Source organism: Paenibacillus sp. RS8 (assembly GCF_041956825.1).
In the GTDB taxonomy this organism is placed as follows: Bacteria; Bacillota; Bacilli; order Paenibacillales; family Paenibacillaceae; genus Paenibacillus_AQ.
The window spans coordinates 728,460-746,567 of the sequence record NZ_CP168131.1 but is presented as its reverse complement, the minus strand read 5'-3'; the positions used below and the strand labels follow the sequence as shown (position 1 = coordinate 746,567).

Annotated in this window: 11 protein-coding genes; 10 read left to right on the top strand and 1 reads right to left on the bottom strand. The window is 37.2% G+C overall.

Features of this window, described 5'->3' with window-relative positions; all coding sequences use genetic code 11:
* Positions 1 to 611 precede the first annotated feature (611 nt).
* Positions 612 to 1,706, bottom strand: coding sequence for a hypothetical protein (locus tag ACDZ28_RS04535; RefSeq protein ID WP_375104119.1), 1,095 nt, complete (start codon positions 1,704 to 1,706; stop codon positions 612 to 614).
* A 319-nt stretch (positions 1,707 to 2,025) separates the two neighbouring features.
* Here ACDZ28_RS04535 and ACDZ28_RS04530 point away from each other — a divergent pair, with 319 nt between their 5' ends.
* From ACDZ28_RS04530 to ACDZ28_RS04485, 10 genes are all read left to right on the top strand, one after another.
* Complete coding sequence (locus ACDZ28_RS04530) at positions 2,026 to 5,772, top strand: YecA family protein (protein WP_375104118.1); 3,747 nt, start codon at positions 2,026 to 2,028, stop codon at positions 5,770 to 5,772.
* A gap of 229 nt (positions 5,773 to 6,001) precedes the next feature.
* The gene (locus tag ACDZ28_RS04525; protein ID WP_375104117.1) at positions 6,002 to 6,262 is read left to right on the top strand and encodes an AbiH family protein; all 261 of its coding nucleotides are present in this window, start codon (positions 6,002 to 6,004) and stop codon (positions 6,260 to 6,262) included.
* Positions 6,263 to 6,771: 509 nt separating this feature from the next.
* Positions 6,772 to 7,086, top strand: coding sequence for a hypothetical protein (locus tag ACDZ28_RS04520; RefSeq protein ID WP_375104116.1), 315 nt, complete (start codon positions 6,772 to 6,774; stop codon positions 7,084 to 7,086).
* Between the two features lie 186 nt (positions 7,087 to 7,272).
* Positions 7,273 to 11,178, top strand: a complete 3,906-nt coding sequence (locus ACDZ28_RS04515; RefSeq protein WP_375104115.1) for a hypothetical protein — start codon at positions 7,273 to 7,275, stop codon at positions 11,176 to 11,178.
* 479 nt (positions 11,179 to 11,657) lie between these two features.
* The gene (locus ACDZ28_RS04510; protein WP_375104114.1) at positions 11,658 to 12,185 is read left to right on the top strand and encodes an RICIN domain-containing protein; all 528 of its coding nucleotides are present in this window, start codon (positions 11,658 to 11,660) and stop codon (positions 12,183 to 12,185) included.
* Between the two features lie 412 nt (positions 12,186 to 12,597).
* Complete coding sequence (locus tag ACDZ28_RS04505; RefSeq protein ID WP_375104113.1) at positions 12,598 to 13,416, top strand: MerR family transcriptional regulator; 819 nt, start codon at positions 12,598 to 12,600, stop codon at positions 13,414 to 13,416.
* A gap of 24 nt (positions 13,417 to 13,440) precedes the next feature.
* Positions 13,441 to 14,616: an MFS transporter gene (locus ACDZ28_RS04500; protein ID WP_375104112.1), complete on the top strand. Its 1,176-nt coding sequence runs from the start codon at positions 13,441 to 13,443 to the stop codon at positions 14,614 to 14,616.
* A 263-nt stretch (positions 14,617 to 14,879) separates the two neighbouring features.
* On the top strand, positions 14,880 to 15,251 hold the full coding sequence (locus tag ACDZ28_RS04495; protein ID WP_042131143.1) for an iron chaperone: 372 nt from the start codon (positions 14,880 to 14,882) through the stop codon (positions 15,249 to 15,251).
* A 254-nt stretch (positions 15,252 to 15,505) separates the two neighbouring features.
* Positions 15,506 to 17,257 carry a sensor histidine kinase gene (locus ACDZ28_RS04490; RefSeq protein ID WP_375104111.1) on the top strand — a complete coding sequence of 584 codons (1,752 nt, stop codon included), beginning with the start codon at positions 15,506 to 15,508 and terminating at the stop codon, positions 17,255 to 17,257.
* Positions 17,254 to 18,057 carry a response regulator gene (locus ACDZ28_RS04485; RefSeq protein WP_042131141.1) on the top strand — a complete coding sequence of 268 codons (804 nt, stop codon included), beginning with the start codon at positions 17,254 to 17,256 and terminating at the stop codon, positions 18,055 to 18,057. Before ACDZ28_RS04490 ends, ACDZ28_RS04485 begins: the two co-directional genes overlap by 4 nt.
* The last annotated feature ends 51 nt before the right edge of the window (positions 18,058 to 18,108 follow it).

Sequence of the window (18,108 nt, the reverse complement as noted above, 5' to 3'; positions counted from 1 at the left end):
GACATGTTCAATTATGATATCGATAACTTCATTTGTGTTGCGTCTGAGCTCTCCATTAGCGAGAAACTGAAACAGCGGCCATTTTCACTTGACACGCCGCCACCCGGAAGCAACCAGATGTCTCTCCTTTATATAGTACTACTAAGAAAGCTGCAGGAAAGCATTCTAGTAGGAATACATCCCGTTTGATTTACTGAAAGCAACTCACTGAAGTTTTCATGTCCAGAACAGGGCTTCATCGGAAATAGGATCAAGTTCTTGTCCTCCGACCACATTGCTGTCTAAAGTCAAGAACATAGTCCCATAAGAGCCCGCGCCAAGCGCGGGTTTTCTGTTTTAAGGGACCAATTTCTTTCCTTTGCTCAGTATCATAAGTAGGGGCAAGTTTTTTAGAGAAAAACTCGCAGAAGCCTGTATTTTCAGCATGATAACTGTAGGAGTGGGTTAGGTCATACTCCGGTCTGAAAGATAAATAAATACCCTTCTGTGAAGTTTTACACAGTATAACGATTGGAGAGGAGTCTAATATTACGAGATATAGGAATCTCTCCTCTTCGACTATATTTCTTATTATTAGAATTATCTATTTCATCATAAAAGCCTCATGTTATTTAATTTCTTGACGAGAATTCTTCTGTATTAATTATGAATGTTTCTCTATCTTTAACATCAATTTCATTGACAACTTTATATACTCGATTATTACTCAAGGAATCTATTTCAAATTGAATAATCACAAAATTTTTCCCTGATTTCAAGAAATCAAGTGAATTAATTTCATATTTATAATCATAATGGCTTCTATCGGGTAGGTATGCTTCGTTCAAACCTTTATTCATTTCTTTATTCAGGAAGTTAGCCATAGAAAACGATTCTTTCTCTGAAATCTGCTTCTCAGTCACCTCTATAAATGAACGTTTGAAATCTAGTTTGTTTACTTCTACCTCTTGGGTGAGAACAGCATTATTTCCTTTATCATCTGTAGAATAAAAGCTCAGTATCACTTTCTCTGGAATTTTGTTTTCAAAATGAAACTTAATTGGTACTGTTTTATCATTAACAAAGTTAATTATAAAACTGGGTTTTTGTAAATTGCTCATAGCAAGAATCAAGATGCTTAACATAAGATAAGCAGTAAACATCCACGCGCCTATTACTTTCCAGTTTTTCATCACGTATTTTCGCAGTTTTACTATTCCTTTGCGTAGTTCTTTTCTGAATTTCTTGAAAAACAATGCAATTGCGAAGGGAACTACAACTAAAAATGTAATGACAATAACAAAACGATTTTGAAAGATAAGCCCAACAGTTAATATGAACAACAAAGTAACTATCATTGAGATGCCTGCATATAAGGAAGAAAATTTGAACAGGGAAGAATAACTTTCGTCTGCCCTATTGACATTTTTTCTCCTCGTTACTCCCCTTTGCGTATAGTTAAGGGCAGAAAATTCGCAGTAAGAATAGTAAATTGCGCTTACTAGAACTAGGCATCCGGTAGAGAGCATGCAAGTTACAATAATGTGCTCTATTGAAAGAGGAAATTTCATATACATTTTGGTAGAGAGAATGTTAATAGCAAGCATTAAAAGCTTATAATAACCGACTCCTAAAACGCCAATTACAGTAGTTACAAGAACTAATCTTCCTGTTCTTTCTCCAAAAGAAAGATCTTGTTGGTTGTTCGAATTTGTATTTCTCCTCATATTACTGTCCTCCCAAATTTATGTATAAGCGTATTACGTGGGAACTTATGTTTGGTTTCGTTTCAGAATTATTATATAATTATTGTACTTGCTCGTTGTCCATACCGCCTAAGTCGTCGAAGAAAGTAGAAGTTTTATTCGATTAATAAACAAAAAATTATCTTGATAGGATTGTTTTATACTCTTTTATTGAGGTGAAGGTAAAATTTTTTAACAGCTATGAGAAATTGCTTTCTACATAATTGATTTAGGAGCCCATCTGAAGATAAGTTAATTCTGGTTGTCCTATACCTAAGTAAAATGGCGGGAGGCTTTTGAGATGGGAATTGGTCGTAATGATCCTTGTATTTGTGGGAGTGGAAAGAAGTACAAAAAGTGCTGTATTAATAAACCATTAAGAAAAGCTTCAAATACAAATACGGTCCTAATTGATGAGTGTGTTTCTGATTTCGAATATATTGAGGCTACCTCCAAAGAACTTGAAAAAATCATATCCCTGTATACCATTGATGATGTCACCAGAGCTATATTTTGCATCAATTCTTGGGCCGATAATCGTTCGGCGTTAGCACAAGCATTAACGCTTAACCATTCATTAAGTAACATTACAAAGTTCGGTAATCGAAATATTAAGCAATATTCCGAATTCAAAGAGTTCTTTGATGCAATTTCTATTTATTTGCCGATCACCTATAGAGAAGATTTGACACTAAATGACTTTGGTGAAGTTAAAATAATTGTTGATGGTGAGACTTTTCCAGTAGTTGTTGGTACTGGCCACGAACAGGTATATGCTGTAATGAATTTTCTTCCTGAGTTAGCCAAAGTTCTTGAAATGAAGGGTGAACTTAAGGCTGTATTGCATTATAACCAAAAAATAATAAATATGCTTGCTGATAGTAACATATCTTCTCCTGGTGAAGATTATGATATCGCATTTGAGAAGCCCCCAGAACAATTTTGGATAGCAGTGAATTCCCTGTTTAATTCAAAAGAGTTTGTAGAACTTTCTAAGCATGCATTTCAAATAATGGGATATCAAGAATGTCCAATCGAAATGCGTCATTTCTTCGTTTATAAGAAAGGTTATTATCCAATTTATAATGCATCAATTCTGGTCGATTTGTACAAAAAGCTGCTTTCTTTGGCAACAGCAGAAGAATGCCATCGCCATATCAGCTTAACATGGGGGAAATTAATAGAAAATACTTTCAATTTTTCAAATAATGATCGTTCGAGAGTTCTCATTGCACCTAGAATTATTAATAAAGATACAGGGAAACCATTTACAAATTACCGTTTAGCATTTATGGCTGTTAGCGAAGGTAGAGTTTTAGTTGCAATAGATAAAGGTGATTTTGAAAATCTTGAAAGCGTTGATGATGAAATCATGTCATTTTATTTATTGCATAAGAACAATCAACTGCGACTTTGTGAGACGTATTACAGGAAAGAATTAAATGGGGGGTATGCATTTGATGTTTTGCCCGAGATGGCAGTTCATTTTTTGCTAATAGAGCCATTCACCGATATTACAGCTCATGGGGCATTTTTGGGTGAATATGGAGAGTTGTTTTCGTGTTCTGCTCTAGATTTGTTTTATATGCTAGGCTTTATGGAGGATTTTAATGAACTGATAGAATTCATAGAATATTATAGAACAGAAAAAGCAGAAATAATGGTAATAGGCGGTAAAAGTAATCTGTTCTTTACGTGGAAAAATGCGCATTATCATATTTCTTCAGGCGCAATTGAGTACAATTCAATTTCTATTTCATATGGAAATACAGATGAGTATGTTTATGAGTATTTTACTAAGGAACTTATGAATTATCCGTTTAATTTACAATCCAAAATGTTTGCTGATCCATATAGTTGGAAAATTAAGGAGGGTGAGTGGGGTTATTCACATGTTGAACATAAAGGTTGTTTAGGTTTTGGCGGTGAAATCAAGAAAATTGGCCCCTCCACGTTCCTTTTTCTCGTACAGAATGTTGAATTTTTTATAAAAGAAGATTTCTCACCGAACAATCATACAGCGCTGAGAACAATTGATGAGTTAAATCAGCGTCTTTTTAATAGATATGGCGAAATACTTGCTGAGTTCCCAATTCTATATTGTAAAGTGCTTCAAGTTATGTTTATGCCTATGCATTACGCAAAAAAAGTTGACCATTCTGGTTTCACCATAAATAGAAACAAGAAATATGTATTTAGTGATATTTATATTGATACAGACACAATAATTATTCGATATGCTGTGAATCAAGAGGACCTAATGTTTGCTATGATGAATGCTGGTGATAAAAGTGTAGAATCTGCATACTTTTTGGAGCTATTAGAGCCGCTGAGAGAACATAATCAGTCTTCCTTTTTAGAATTAGAGTCGGCTGTCATTAAAGATTTTTCACTAAAAAAAGAAGTGGGCGTTTTTACTATTGAACAAGACTATTTTTACTCCGATATGGCAATTAGTGTCCAATCAGAAGCACATAACTTTGTGAAAGCAAGGAAAGAAATTGCAAGAGTTTGTTTTTCAGCAGGGGCAAAGCCAGGAGAATATCATGGGAAATCAGCAACTCGTGTTATTAGAAGAATGCAAACATCCATCGTAAAAGTTTTTGAAGATCAAATCTCCCGATACAGCAAAAAGAATTTACACACAAAAGCTTTAAGCTATTACACCACTCAATTACACGGAATAATTGTTAATCGAAAGCGCTATTCAAGCTTTAATAATTTAGATCCTGTTGTTCAAGAAGAATTTGAAGAGAAAACAAGGAATATCCGAGAAAAGTTTAGACGCAATTTAAGAACGGCCCAGTATTTATTAGAAAGCAATCTTGCAATCCAACATCAGGATAATACTTCCGATTGTAAAAAAGATGAATTTGAAAATCTTTTAGCTTTTGCTGACTGGCTCGTTGTGCTACAAGACAATGCTGATACGTGCTACTTTACCGATTTTGATGTGTTAATTCAAATTGATGATGAGTACAAGGTCGATAATATTTTTTCTGAAAATGGAGTACTACAGTATGAGGAAATACTTCGTCGTAAGTACGAGCAACAAGAGTACTCAATAAAAAATGATGAAACAGATAAAGAATATCTGATTGAATGTGCAAGTGCCTTTTTCGTTGATACCGGAATAGAATTGGGTATGCTGATCTCTTTGCTCGAATATTTACAGTTACAAGTTATAGAGAATCCTTTTATTGAAGAAATTTATCCAAATGTATTTCAAGCTCAGCCAGATAAATTAATTAGTGACTTCCTTACGCTTTTTTTAGAACTCAAAGATGATGATCAGAAAAAAGCTGAGAATGCCCTGAATTTTATAACACTAGATTGCAATAAATTAAAAATCATAAATGGTACAGTTCATGATATTTTACCATTTTGGGATCGTGAAAAACGTAATAACAGGTTTGATGTTAAGCCTGTAGTAATGCAAGATGGTAAATGTATATTTTCACCCGTTGTTATTAAACAATTAGCCACGTATTGGAAAAGCGGTTTTTTAGAATGGTATATTCCCTTTGAAATAAACTTGGAAAACGTGAAATTAGTACTTACGAAATGGAAGAAAAGATATGAAGATGAAATGGTACAAGATATCGCTAATGCCTTTCTAGATAAAGGCTTTTATCCTGTTCTTCCGGAAATAGAACTGGCATCAAGATTTCCTCAGAATGAGTTTCCAGATAACTTAGGTGACTATGATGTTATAGCTGTAGATAAATCAAAAAAAGAAATATGGCTGATCGAGAGTAAAGTACTTCAAAAAGTAGGTTCTATCTATGAGGATCAAATGCAACAAAAGAGCTTTTTCTACCAACATAAAGATGATGAGAAATTTCAGAGAAGGATTAACTATATAAAGAATAACCTTAGTAAGATCACAGCAGCATTAAAATTGGATGCGTTGGACTATGACGTTATACCTTATATGGTAACTAACAAACTATTTACCTCTAGGTATAAGAAGCTTGATTTTTCTATTATTTCTTATCATGAATTAATGACACGTATTAATAGGCCGCAAAATGAGGAGTATTATTGAAACTATTTCTCACATTCTTAAATGTTTTTCTCTATTAACGTGATTTGCTGAACCCAAATAAGTAGAGGCAAGCTTTTTTGGAGAAAACTCGCAGTAGCCTGTATTTACAGCAGAACGACTATAGGAGGGTGTTAGGTCAAACTCCAGTCAGGAAGGGGCGTATACAGGCTCCTGCGAGTTTATTTGTATTATAGAATGATGAGGTACTGTAAAGGAGCTTGAGATTAAAATGAACAGTTTATTTATAATAGGTAATGGATTTGATCTTGCACATGGAATGAAGACATCCTATGAAGATTTTCATGAATATCTCAAAGAAAATTATCCTGCTACTAAAGTTTCATTTGGTGGATATGTTCCCAAATCTACAACAATGCCTGATGGCGGTGAGAGTTATGATGATGATGAAGTAGTAGGATTATTATTTGAAGTTATTTCAAATGCTGAACCGTATGGAGATCACTTCATTCATTCTTGTTGGATCCTATAACTCGATTGAAGGCTCCAGACAAATATTTTGTCGGTGTCACTCAAGCCAAATATAGCCTGGCATTTGTGGTTGATGAATTTAAATACAATGAATATTTTTTTGATGATAGCATTAATTTAAATAGTAAAGACGTTTCGGTTTTAAAGTTTAAATTTCCTAACGTGAAATCAAAGACGTTCTCATCATAACTTCACCATTGACAAAGAAAAATTAAAAGGTTTAAAAATACTTATTGAAGGAGTAAGATTGTTGATGAATTACTTTAATTGTCCTATTTTTGAACAGTAGTCCTTGCTGACATCGAAATATACAATATAAATATATATGCCGCAAAATACTGTAAATCTCTGAATCGCACCGATATCAAATTAGCTTTCCTAGAGCACCCCTCGGGATATCAAGTGTCCTTATAAAAGATAAAATCTATTTCCATTAAGTACATGGAATGTATTACAATTTCAGCATGTTACAATGAAAGTTGTAGGCATAAAAAGAAGGGTGGAAATTTGATGTCAATCTATGATGAGGTAAAAAAAGCATTCGAACAAACGTTAAAAACGAATAAAAAGCGTGTGAAGCTTAAACTGGATTTTAATGCATCCCCTTCGAAAGAGAAGTATTACACCTTAATAAATTATGAAATTTCGGAAAGGGATCAAAGTATTAAAGTCACTATCTCTGATAATGGAGAGGTTCATAGTGTACAGTATTTAAATATATTATCGTTAGACTTTGCTGATAATGATGAGCGTTTAAAAATTTGGATCGATTCTAATGATCAGGACCCTCAACGTCTCTATCTCTTTTATACAGATGTGTTTTAAGATATAGTTCCTATTTAATTGGTCAGTGTATGATAATTAATACAAAGAACTATTCTTGATGATAATAGGCCGTCCTTTTAGCTAAGGATGGTCCATTTTTTTAGATTAATTTTTGCAAGAAAGATTATCTTGTAAGTGCCTTGATTACATAATTTATGATGAGATTACTATTTTGGAGTGAATTGTATGAACATGCCAACCGATAATGAGCAAATTTTTCAAAATAAAGTCACTATTATACTCAATGACACAGGTCCAGATGTAGCTAAGGGATTAGCTGGTTATATTTTAGATCAAAAAAAGAAAATACTGATTGTTGATTATTACGGAAAACCGAAGGTATCCAATAATCCCTTGATTGAAATTTTAAATATGAAGTCTGCGTCAGTTAATGATTTGATTGGTTCGTTAAGGGAGTATTCTGATTATGACTATCTTTTAGTTAATGGTGCGGAAAGATTGATTAAGTCCTTTGTTGGAGATGGAGTGTTTGTTAGGAAAATTGCGAATCAACGTATTCGATTTTATAAACAAAATCAACTTGATTGGAATGGGTTATCCATTTTTGTAAAGAGACTTTATGAAGTGCTGAATGGAAAGAGGGTGATTATTTGCCTTTATGTTGAGGAGGACAGCAGAGAGTCGATCTACAATATTTTTGATGATAACGAAGATGTAGACATTGCTGTGATTGCTGCCGAAATTGAAGAAAATGATGCAGTAATTGAGATGCAGAAGAAAATGATTGAGGAATTGCAAACTAAGAATTTAGAAGATATGATTCAAACGATTGAAAGCCAAGAACATCAATTATCTGAGTATAAATTGAATATTTTCAAAGCAATAACATACATGAAGCATGGTTTAAAAACATATGCAATTTCATTTTTTGAAAAAGAAAAAGAGTTATTATCTTCAAACGAACGAATTATGCTAGCTGATTTATATTTGGCAAACAATGAACCAGAAAAATCCTTTGATATTGGGCGTCAACTGAGTTCGAATGATCCTTTTGTTAATGGAGTGACGAGGATAATCCTTAAATCGGTTCTGACCATTGATTCTATTGATGAGGATGAGGTTAGGCATTGGCTTCAAGTATGTAGGGAACTTGATAAAGAGAGTTCTGATATATTGGATTTGGTTGCCAATGGATACAACAAACTTAAGGACTATCCACAAGCTGCAACAGTAAGAAGAGAAATTTTTGCACTTAATGGGAATCCAACGGAACTATTACTAGCTCGCTTCTTAGACCTGCAAAATGCTCCCCCATCAGATCTAAGTGTTGTTTCAAGTTATATATTAGCACAGTTACAGGAATTTCCTGAACTTGAGGAAGAAGCTCACTATAGATTAGGTTTATTTTTTATGATTAATTATAATAGTTCCTACAAAGCATTCGAGCACTGGTCAGAAGTGCCTATTAGGGTTGGTGGGAATTTTGCATATGAAACTGTAAAAGGAAAGCTTGAGATACTCGAAGATAATATTGTAGCCTGTAAAGTTTTAAGAATTAAACTAAGAAAAGATGATATATGGGAAGATAAACGATTACTGGATCGGAAAGTTCTGGAATTAATAAAGAGTATGGAGGTTCTTTCAACAGACTCAAAAGGTTATCTGGTTTGGGGGAACTACATAGATAAGTCGTACACAAAAAATACATGGAAACAAGGATTGTCAACGGCACTCCTAAAAGAAGTTGAAGATTGGAAGTTAGTGAATAAGGAGTTGTTAAATTACTCATATCTGATTAAGAATGAAAAAGAAGCTGATCCCGATATGGGTGTAAATCCTGCAACATCTCTGCTATATCTAAGAAAACTTAAAGGTACAGAATTGGCACAGGGTAAAGATGACACTGAACTTCTTGAAATTATGGAAGGTTGTCTTATTTGCTCCGAAATGTCTGGTGATGTACTAAATCAGATCTGGATAAGATACGAAGTTGCCTTATTTTTGGGGGCAATGGGAAAAGACCAAGAGGCCCTAAATCATTCACTCACTTTGTTTGAAATCGCAAGAGTTAGTTTAGAACCAATCAATCATATCGCAAGAATGCTTGCCTTCTTTGCCTGGGGAAATACCCAATTGAGGCTCGGCAACAGTACAGAAGGTATTTTTTCCATTATTGTAGGTATGGGATTAGCAAGAAGAACTGGGGAAATTGGTGCATTTGTGGAAGATGGTATAAATATGATTTACCGAATTATTTTGGATGGGGGAATTGTTTTATCACCTACAAAGACCCAAGATATACATGAACTATTTGAAAAGTTTTCCGAAAGAATTGATTCGCAACATGCCGTAACTCGTTCTGCTGTTTTGGAAAATGATTTTAACAAATTGTATGAATTACTTAACCCTATCATATGTAATTTGCCATCTGAAATAGATACAAACTGGACTATTAATCTTTCAAATTATATTATGGCATGCATGGAGACTAATCGAACTGAAGAAGCATCAGAACTAATTACCAAGTATGCTGAAATAGTGATCCCACATTTGTATACTAGAAGGGATATGCTAACTCGTTGCTTGCAGTCTTGGTCTCAAATTTTAATGAGTGTTAATACGGGAGAATTTATAGATAAAATTCGTCTTTCTCGTCGTCTGTTAGAAGAAGCAGTGCAGGTTATGGATGCTAGGAGAAGCAGTCTATTTCATAAGGGAGAGCGAGCGAATTTCTCGGATTATCACCGTAGTGTATTGCTTGATTATCTTGAAATACTTGTTTTAATAAATAAAACAATAGGTTTCTCTGAAGAAGAGAAGCAATCAGCTTTGAAAGTTATACTCAAGGTATTCAACTTTATCAGCCCTAGATCAGTCCTTGAGACCCGTTTAAGTGACTCAAGATTGACACCAGAGTTAAGGGAATTGGAGAAATCCTACAAGCGTATTTATGATGAAATACTTTTATTAGATCATTCAAAAGAAAAGCAAGAGTTAGTTTTTCAGCAAAAAGAGATGCTTGAAGAATTAAAGAAGTCTCACCCGTTTTACCGTTCATTATCAAATATTGATACTAGGATTGATGATTTATACACAAAACTAGATGAGCGAAGTATCTTTGTCCAGTATGCAGTATTAAAGTTCGGAATAATCATTTTAATTGTGAATAATAGTAGCATAAACGTAGAATACCTAATGCTTAACACAAAAAAATATAGAGAATCAATTGTACTATTAGGAAATATGCTGCAAAGTTCTGGACCTTATAGAGAATTGGAAAATGAATTTTATAGTGAAATTACTGAAGAATTGTCCAGACCCCTACTACAACCTCTAAATAACTTCTTATCATCAATGGATTTGGAATTGTCAGAAATAACACTTTATATATCTCCAGATTTATCGTTACCAATGTTCTCCATAAGTTTATTGAATGACAGAGGAGAATGGTTGCTGAACAAAGTTAAAGCGGTTAGCAACGTTCTTGATTTATCTCAGGTAGTAAGCCCAAGACCAGCAAAGACTGGAAGGAAAAAGATAGTAATTGCAACGTTAGGTCCTGGGAATGATAAAGCAATAGGAATTGCGAGGAATAAAATAAAATTGTGGGTTGCAAACCTCAATATTATACACTTGGAACTTGCTGGACAAGCGGATGAGCTTGATAAGTTATCTTCACTTTGTGAGGAGGAACAACCGTCCGCTGTTATTGTAATTGGACATGGGATTTCGGATAGAAACGCAGGAATGTTAAGTGCTGCTGTTGGAATCCAAGGCCAAAGTCATACAATTTGGGGAGAGGACTTTGAAAGATTAGAGGAGTTTACAGATAGTCTTATATTAATATCATGTAGTGCTGGTTCGAATTATGAAGAACAGATTGAATCGAGCACAGGTGTTCTTAACAGTATTCTATCTTATGACTTTACTGGTGTAGTGTTATGCCGTTGGGATGTTAATGCTTTAGCTACATTTGAACTACTTGATGTCCTATTAAGTGATATTATGATAAAAGGAGAAGGGAATATTGCTACATCCCTTATTAAGAGCCAGCGAGATTTAATGAAAATTGAGAAATGGAAAAGCCCAGTATTTTGGGCAGGTCTAGAATACTGGGGCCCACAATTGTAAACTTCCCTACATTGAAAGACGAACAGAATTAAGTTCAGAATAAAACACAGGTAGCTAGTTTCTAACTTTCTTCTTACGGAATATTTTAGTGGTTCCACACTTTATTTTTTCGCGTTTATCACGTGCACTGGCAAACCCAATAAAATCAACAAATCTAGTTCCCGACATTTTTATCACCCAACAGTTAATGTCTAGTGAAATAAAAGTCGTGAACCAGTAAATAAAGTTTAGAACCGCTAAAGTCAGTCCCGATGATGCTCATGATATCATCGGGATTTTTCTATATAGGGAGTTATTATGTCAACTATTGGAGATAGAATTAAAAAGGGGTTAGAAAAACTCATAGTTTGAGTCAGATCGAGTTCTCAAATATGATAAGTGTGTCCAAGGAACTTTAAGTGAATTGGAAAAGGGTGAATTTAAGCTAGCCTTAGATATTTTATTGGAAATAAATAATAAACTTAGCTTGAAGTAAATGGTTGATAGCGATTCTGGCACTTGTATTTATTGGATCCGCAGCACCTGCTGTATTTACTCAGACGACGCATGCTGCCGGCACGCCGAACCCTCATGTCATTATAAATGTAAATAGCTATAAAACATTGGGAGTCAGTGGATGGGATAAACAAGCGGATGGGGCGCTTATCATACAATGGAACTTTAATTGGAATTCCATTGTTAATGATCAAAAATGGTATTTCGAAGCTCTAGGAGACGGCTATTATCACATCAGAAACGTAGAAAGCGGAGATTTACTGGAAGTCAGCGAATCGTCTACATCCGATGGTGCTAATGTGATTCAATGGCCGGATAATGGCGGATGGAATCAACAATGGAAAGTTGTTCCAACCAATCAAGATAGAGGTGACTCGTCGTATATTATCAACCGAGGTAGCGGCAAGTATTTGGATATGTCGGGACAATCGACATCCGACGGAGGACAGGCTGTCCAGTGGGATTTTAATGGCGGCGCCAATCAGCGCTGGTTCATTCCGCCTGCATCGTAACACATATGAAGCTAATGCCGCGCCGTTTCTACACTTAGAAACGGCGTGTTTTTTTAGATAGAGAAATTCAAGTTGACACATAAATGCAATCACTAGCGTTGCATAGTTCTAGATTGACGTTTCTTCATAAGCTATAAGGCAGGATAGATTAATAAATACCGAGAGGATGCCGTGATAAGAGGCATCCTTTTGTTTCGCTAAAGGACAGTTTGGCTATAGCTAGTGCTACAATTGGCATGAGAGAAATTTCTTGAATAAATGAGTTGTTAAAATGAGCAAAACGAAAGTAATGGCATACTTCAGCAATTTTAGGGAGGATATTCCATTAAATTATAAAAGCATTCTCATCCTTGACTTTCCCCTGCACGGGAAACTGTATACTCACATTATGTTATAGATTGGAGATGATATTTTGTTCAAAATCAGTGTATTTTCCAGGCTAAGCAAAGTCTCTCTAAAAACACTGCGCTATTATGACCAGATTGGCATACTAAAGCCGAGAAAGGTGGATCACGATACTTGCTACCGTTACTATTCCGCAGATCAGCTACTAGAGCTCAACCGAATCTTAATCTATAAGGAATTGGGTTTTACATTGCCCCAAATTAAACAGCTGCTCCAGGAAGATATTACTTTGGAGAATATTCAAGGGATGTTTAAGCTGAAAAGAAGCGAAATACAGCAAATCATCGATACGGAACAAGCCAAACTCGTCAGGATTGAGGAGCGTATGCAGCTTATAGAAAAAGAGGGGCAAGTCGAAACAGGTCAAGAAATCAGAGTCAAAGCAGAGGATGCTCAATTGTTTCTTTATCAGAAAGCATGCGGGAAAGAAGAGGACATTCCGGATTTGCTTCGTCAATTTGATCAGTTTATAACGACGGAAAATCGTCAATTAATTCAAGGACCTCAGGTTGTTTTGTGGAAAGAAGTCGAAGGAAAAGAGGATGAGTTTGAGTTTGAAGTCGGGTATTTTTTAACCTGTGATCTGCGATTATTTCCAGAACCGTTTCAGCTACGGACTCTTCCTCCTGAACCGATGATGGCCACAATGGCTTTTCATTCAAATACTAATTTTGATTGTGCGGCCTGTGTTCATTTAGCGAAATGGATTGAGAAAAATAACTATCAAATCAAGGAGAACGAATCGGGTAGGGAATTATATTTACCGTTATCTCCAGAACGAGATGCACAATTCATAGAAATACAAATTCCCATTATAAATAGATAACTGAAGAAGGTGGAGTGGGGGAAATTGAAAAATAAACGGATCATTTATATTCTGGCACTGGCTGTTTTTCTGATTGGAACCATTGAATATATTATTACGGGAGTTATTGAGATGATCGCTGTGGACTTGGGAGTATCTACTTCAGAAGTTGGATCATTGGTGACTGTGTTTGCTCTCTCCGCAGCCATTGTCGCTCCGGTTTTGATTGCATTAACGATCAATGCAGATCGCAAGAAACTACTAATGGCCACCCTAAGTGTGTTTATTGCCAGCAACGGACTTATGTTTGTAGATCTTGCTTATGAAACAGTACTATGGATACGTATTATCCAAGGGGCTAGCGGAGGAATCGCTACTGTTGTAGCCATGGCAATAGCGACACGACTCGTTGAAAGAGAAAAAAGAGGCAATGCCATCGGTATCATTTTGATGGGGCTTAGCAGTTCGCTAGTACTCGGTGTTCCTGTGGGCACATTTTTTAGTGAGATGTTTGGATGGAGAGTGCTATTTGTTTTAATTGGATTATTAAGTGTTCTTCCATTACTTATCATCTATAAAAAGGTTCCGGCAATCAAAGAAGAAGAAAAGGTTCCCCTCAGAATGCAGCTCTCTATTTTAAAAAATCCAACCATTCTGATGGCCTTGGTTATTACGTTATTTTATGTCGGCGGCTATTCTACACTGTTCACTTATATTACGCCTTTCTTGCAAGCCACCTCCTCCCTTTCCATGACCGAAATTAGCGGTGTTCTGTTCCTGGCGGGCATTTGTAGCTTCGTCGGATCAAGGCTAGGCGGACAATTGGCAGATGCAAAAGGATCGAAATTTACCATTTGTCTCGGGCTCCTGTTACAAGGGGCAACTCTGCTTTTATTCGCTCTAGCCGGAGTCAATCTCTTGTTATTAATCTTGGTTTTAATGATTTTTATGTTAGCAACGTGGAGTATTTCCCCGGCCCAGCAACTATATCTGGTTACTCTGGCGCCTAGAAATCCGGACATTGCTCTTAGTGTAAATACTTCGTTCATCCAATTTGGTTTTGCACTGGGATCTGGATTAGGCGGGCTAGTCATCAGTCGTACATCTGTCCTATATTTGAATTGGCTGGGCTTTGCCGCTGTAAGCATAGCTTTACTTCTTGCCATCTTACTATTTAAAAAAATGAGCAGTAGGACTGGAACTCCTATTGTTACTAGATAAATACGAAATGGACTGAACTAGGGTGAAACTAAAATGATATTCCGTCTTATTGAAGTGAGACAATCATGTATTCCTCATCTCTTAGAGTGAGCAATGATGTTTCTATTTTCCACCCTAAATGGTGTATAAGACAGTATAACTCTTAAGTCATAACGTTATAAAAAGTTGCACCCTATCACCCCGTTAGATATGATTATCTAACGGGGTGTTTTTTTGTAACTACGCCTATACAAACGGCGATTTTGAGGTTAGGAGTGATCAACATGGAGGTATTTGCAGAATATTTAGCGCAAATTGATAACCCGCAGCATCGGGAACGAATGGAAGAGGTGTTGGGTTGGGTAACTAAGAAATTCACAGAACTAAAACCAAAAATTGCATGGAATCAACCTATGTTCACCGATCACGACACTTATATAATTGGCTTTAGCGTATCCAAACAACATATGGCTGTAGCCCCTGAAATTGCAGGGATTAATCATTTCTCTGACGCAATTGTGCAGGCTGGATATGATCACACTAAGCAGTTGTTACGGATCCGGTGGGATCATCCGGTTGATTACTCATTGCTTGAGCAAATGATTGAGTTTAACATTATGGATAAGGCAGACTGTACAACGTTTTGGCGAAAATGAAAACTTAGAAAAGCTACAGATTTACTAGTGATATGAATATCATAAACCACGGATTAGTCTCATGATGAAAACATCATCGGGACTTTTTTTAGTTGTTTTTGTCGATTCCTTAATTCTTCCTTAGCGGATCATTAGCAAACATGCTAATATAATGACTGAAAAGGTTGAAAACCCTTACTTTTTCCGGATAGGGGCGATCATTCCTTGCTTATATGACGAAGAGGGGAAGAGACTGCATGCGGCGGATACTATTAATGTTAAAGTTAAATACGCTGCGAAATCAAATGTTGCTTGGTTTTCTCGCCGTCATGCTCATCATACTAACGTTTGTTGGAGGGATTACGTTCCATTCGGTCTCGACGCTACTCAAGAACAATGCTGAGAAGCATATTCAGCAAACTGCGATTCAGGCTAACGGCCGTTTGGAAAGCGTTCTCGAACAGATTAATTCTCTGACGACGCTGGTATCTACCAACGATTACATCCAGCAACTGCTTTTACGGGATATAGAGGGTCATCCCGCTACCTTTACAGAACGGCAAGCGCTGCCATCTATTATCAATTTGGTCCAAATCTATACGGATGGTATTAAATCTGTGGAGCTTTACAACAAAGACGGAGTGAGGCTGTATCCGCTCGATGGCAGCACCCTCAGAGATAAGGTACCGGAGGATTGGGTTGAAATGACGACGAGTAAGGAAGGTGGCCTCGTCTGGTTCGGTATCGATCCGCTCGATTCTACTTCGCTTGTGGCGATCAGGCAGATCAGCCTTATCGATCGGCATTTCATGACAGGCGGGTATTTACTCATCCGCTCAGACCGTGACAAGTTTGCGCTTAAGGGTTCCCTGTCCGGGGAGGGAGACGGAGAAACGGTGTTGCTCCTTGCTCCTGATGGCCAGTTCATCACGTCCAACGATGACACTATTTCGCAAAAGACAGCAGCAAAGCTGGTGGAAGAATCCGACGATCAGATCGCTTCTATCGGCAAGCAGTCCTTTATCGTCGTCAAACAGCGATCTTCCGTAACGGGATGGACATTGCTCATCTTAACCCCTGTTAATGTCATTACCAAGGGGATATCGGTCTTGCGAACGACCATCGTCGTATCGGCCTTGATGGGTACCTTGTTATTCACCTTACTTTCATTTTTCCTGTCAATTCTTATTACGAGACCTGTGTTCAAGTTGATCAAAGCTATGAGAAGTACCCGTCTTGGTATTCTGAAGCCTATCGATAACGTATCTTCCACTATGGAAATTCAGGAGCTGAATTATTCCTATAACAAAATGGTTGATAATATCAACGAGCTGATCCAGTTAGTTTATGAGAAGGAGTTATCCCGGAGTCATACGGAGTTAAAAGCACTTCAAGCACAAATTAATCCGCATTTTTTGTTTAATACTCTGGATGTTCTGTACTGGTCGCTGCTGGATAAGGATGAAGATCAGCTAGCAGAGTACGTTGTCGCCATGTCTGATTTATTCCGCTATACTATCACCGGTTCGAGTAAAGGGGGATGGGTGAAGTTACAGGATGAGCTGGAGCATGTAAAGCGATACTTGCTTATTATGAAGATGCGATTTGAAGATCGCTTGGAGTGGGAAATTGTTGCTCCTTCTGAATTTTCGAATGTGGAGTTACCCCGATTGTTACTCCAGCCGCTCGTGGAAAACGCTGTATTACACGGGGTCGAGAGCAAGATTGAACCGGGATGGATAAAGCTAACGGTCGCTGGAGACGAAGAATGGATCACCATTACGGTGGAAGACGACGGGATGGGAATGGACGAGGAGATGCTGCGCTCTCTTGTGGAAGGGCTAGAAAGCGGGAAGGTGTCTTCTTCTAAAGATTCCGGCGTTGGAATTGCCAATGTGCATAGAAGGCTTCAACTGTTTTTTTCAGGAAAAAACGAACAGGGTGCAGTAATGACCATAGATAGCCGTAAGGGTCAAGGCACCCGTATAAACATTAAAATTCCTGTCCGAGGAGACATAACGCCATGAGAAGCCGAAAGATTCTTATTGTCGACGATGAACCAAGATCAAGAGAAGGAATGAAGAAAATACTTGAGGTGTGGGCAGCCGGTCAATATGAGATCCTTACGGCAAGCAATGGGATCTCCGCTATAGAAATTCTGGAGGAGACACCGGTGGAACTTATGATAACGGATATCCGCATGCCGGGAATCAGTGGTCTTTCTTTAGTTAGTCAAATAAGGGATAAAAAAATACAGCGTCAGCCATCCGTTATTCTCATCTCCGGTCATGCGGAGTTCGAGTATGCTCAACAAGCGATCCAGTTGTCCGTAGTGGAATATTTGCTCAAGCCAGCTAGCCGGGAAAAGCTGATCGCATCTGTGGAGGATGCCCTGAAGGCAGGGGAAGAGCAGGAACATATCGGCTTCATGCGGAAGATGGCCGATCCGCAATTAATGGCCATAAGAGATGAAGATGCCACATTAAGTGACCCGGTTCGCCAGGCGATAGACTATGTGGAAATGCATATAGAGGAGGCGATCAGCCTTCAGGAAGTAGCTGGACTAGTACATCTGAATGGGAGTTATTTCAGTTCCCTTTTCAAGGAGCAATGCCAGATGAACTTCAGCGAATACGTCGCCCGCAGAAAATTGCAGAAGTCGAAGGAATTACTACTGAAAACAAATCTGCCCATAGCAGAAATTGCAAGCCTTACCGGTTACCAGACTGTTAAGTATTTCAACAAGCTGTTTAAGGAGTACGAAGGAATGAGTCCAGGGCAGTATCGTTCTTCCATGAGGAATGGTATAGAAGCGAATATTCAATAATGACTCGGCAAGGGGGGAATATCTACGAAGAGAATCGGTTTATACAGTACA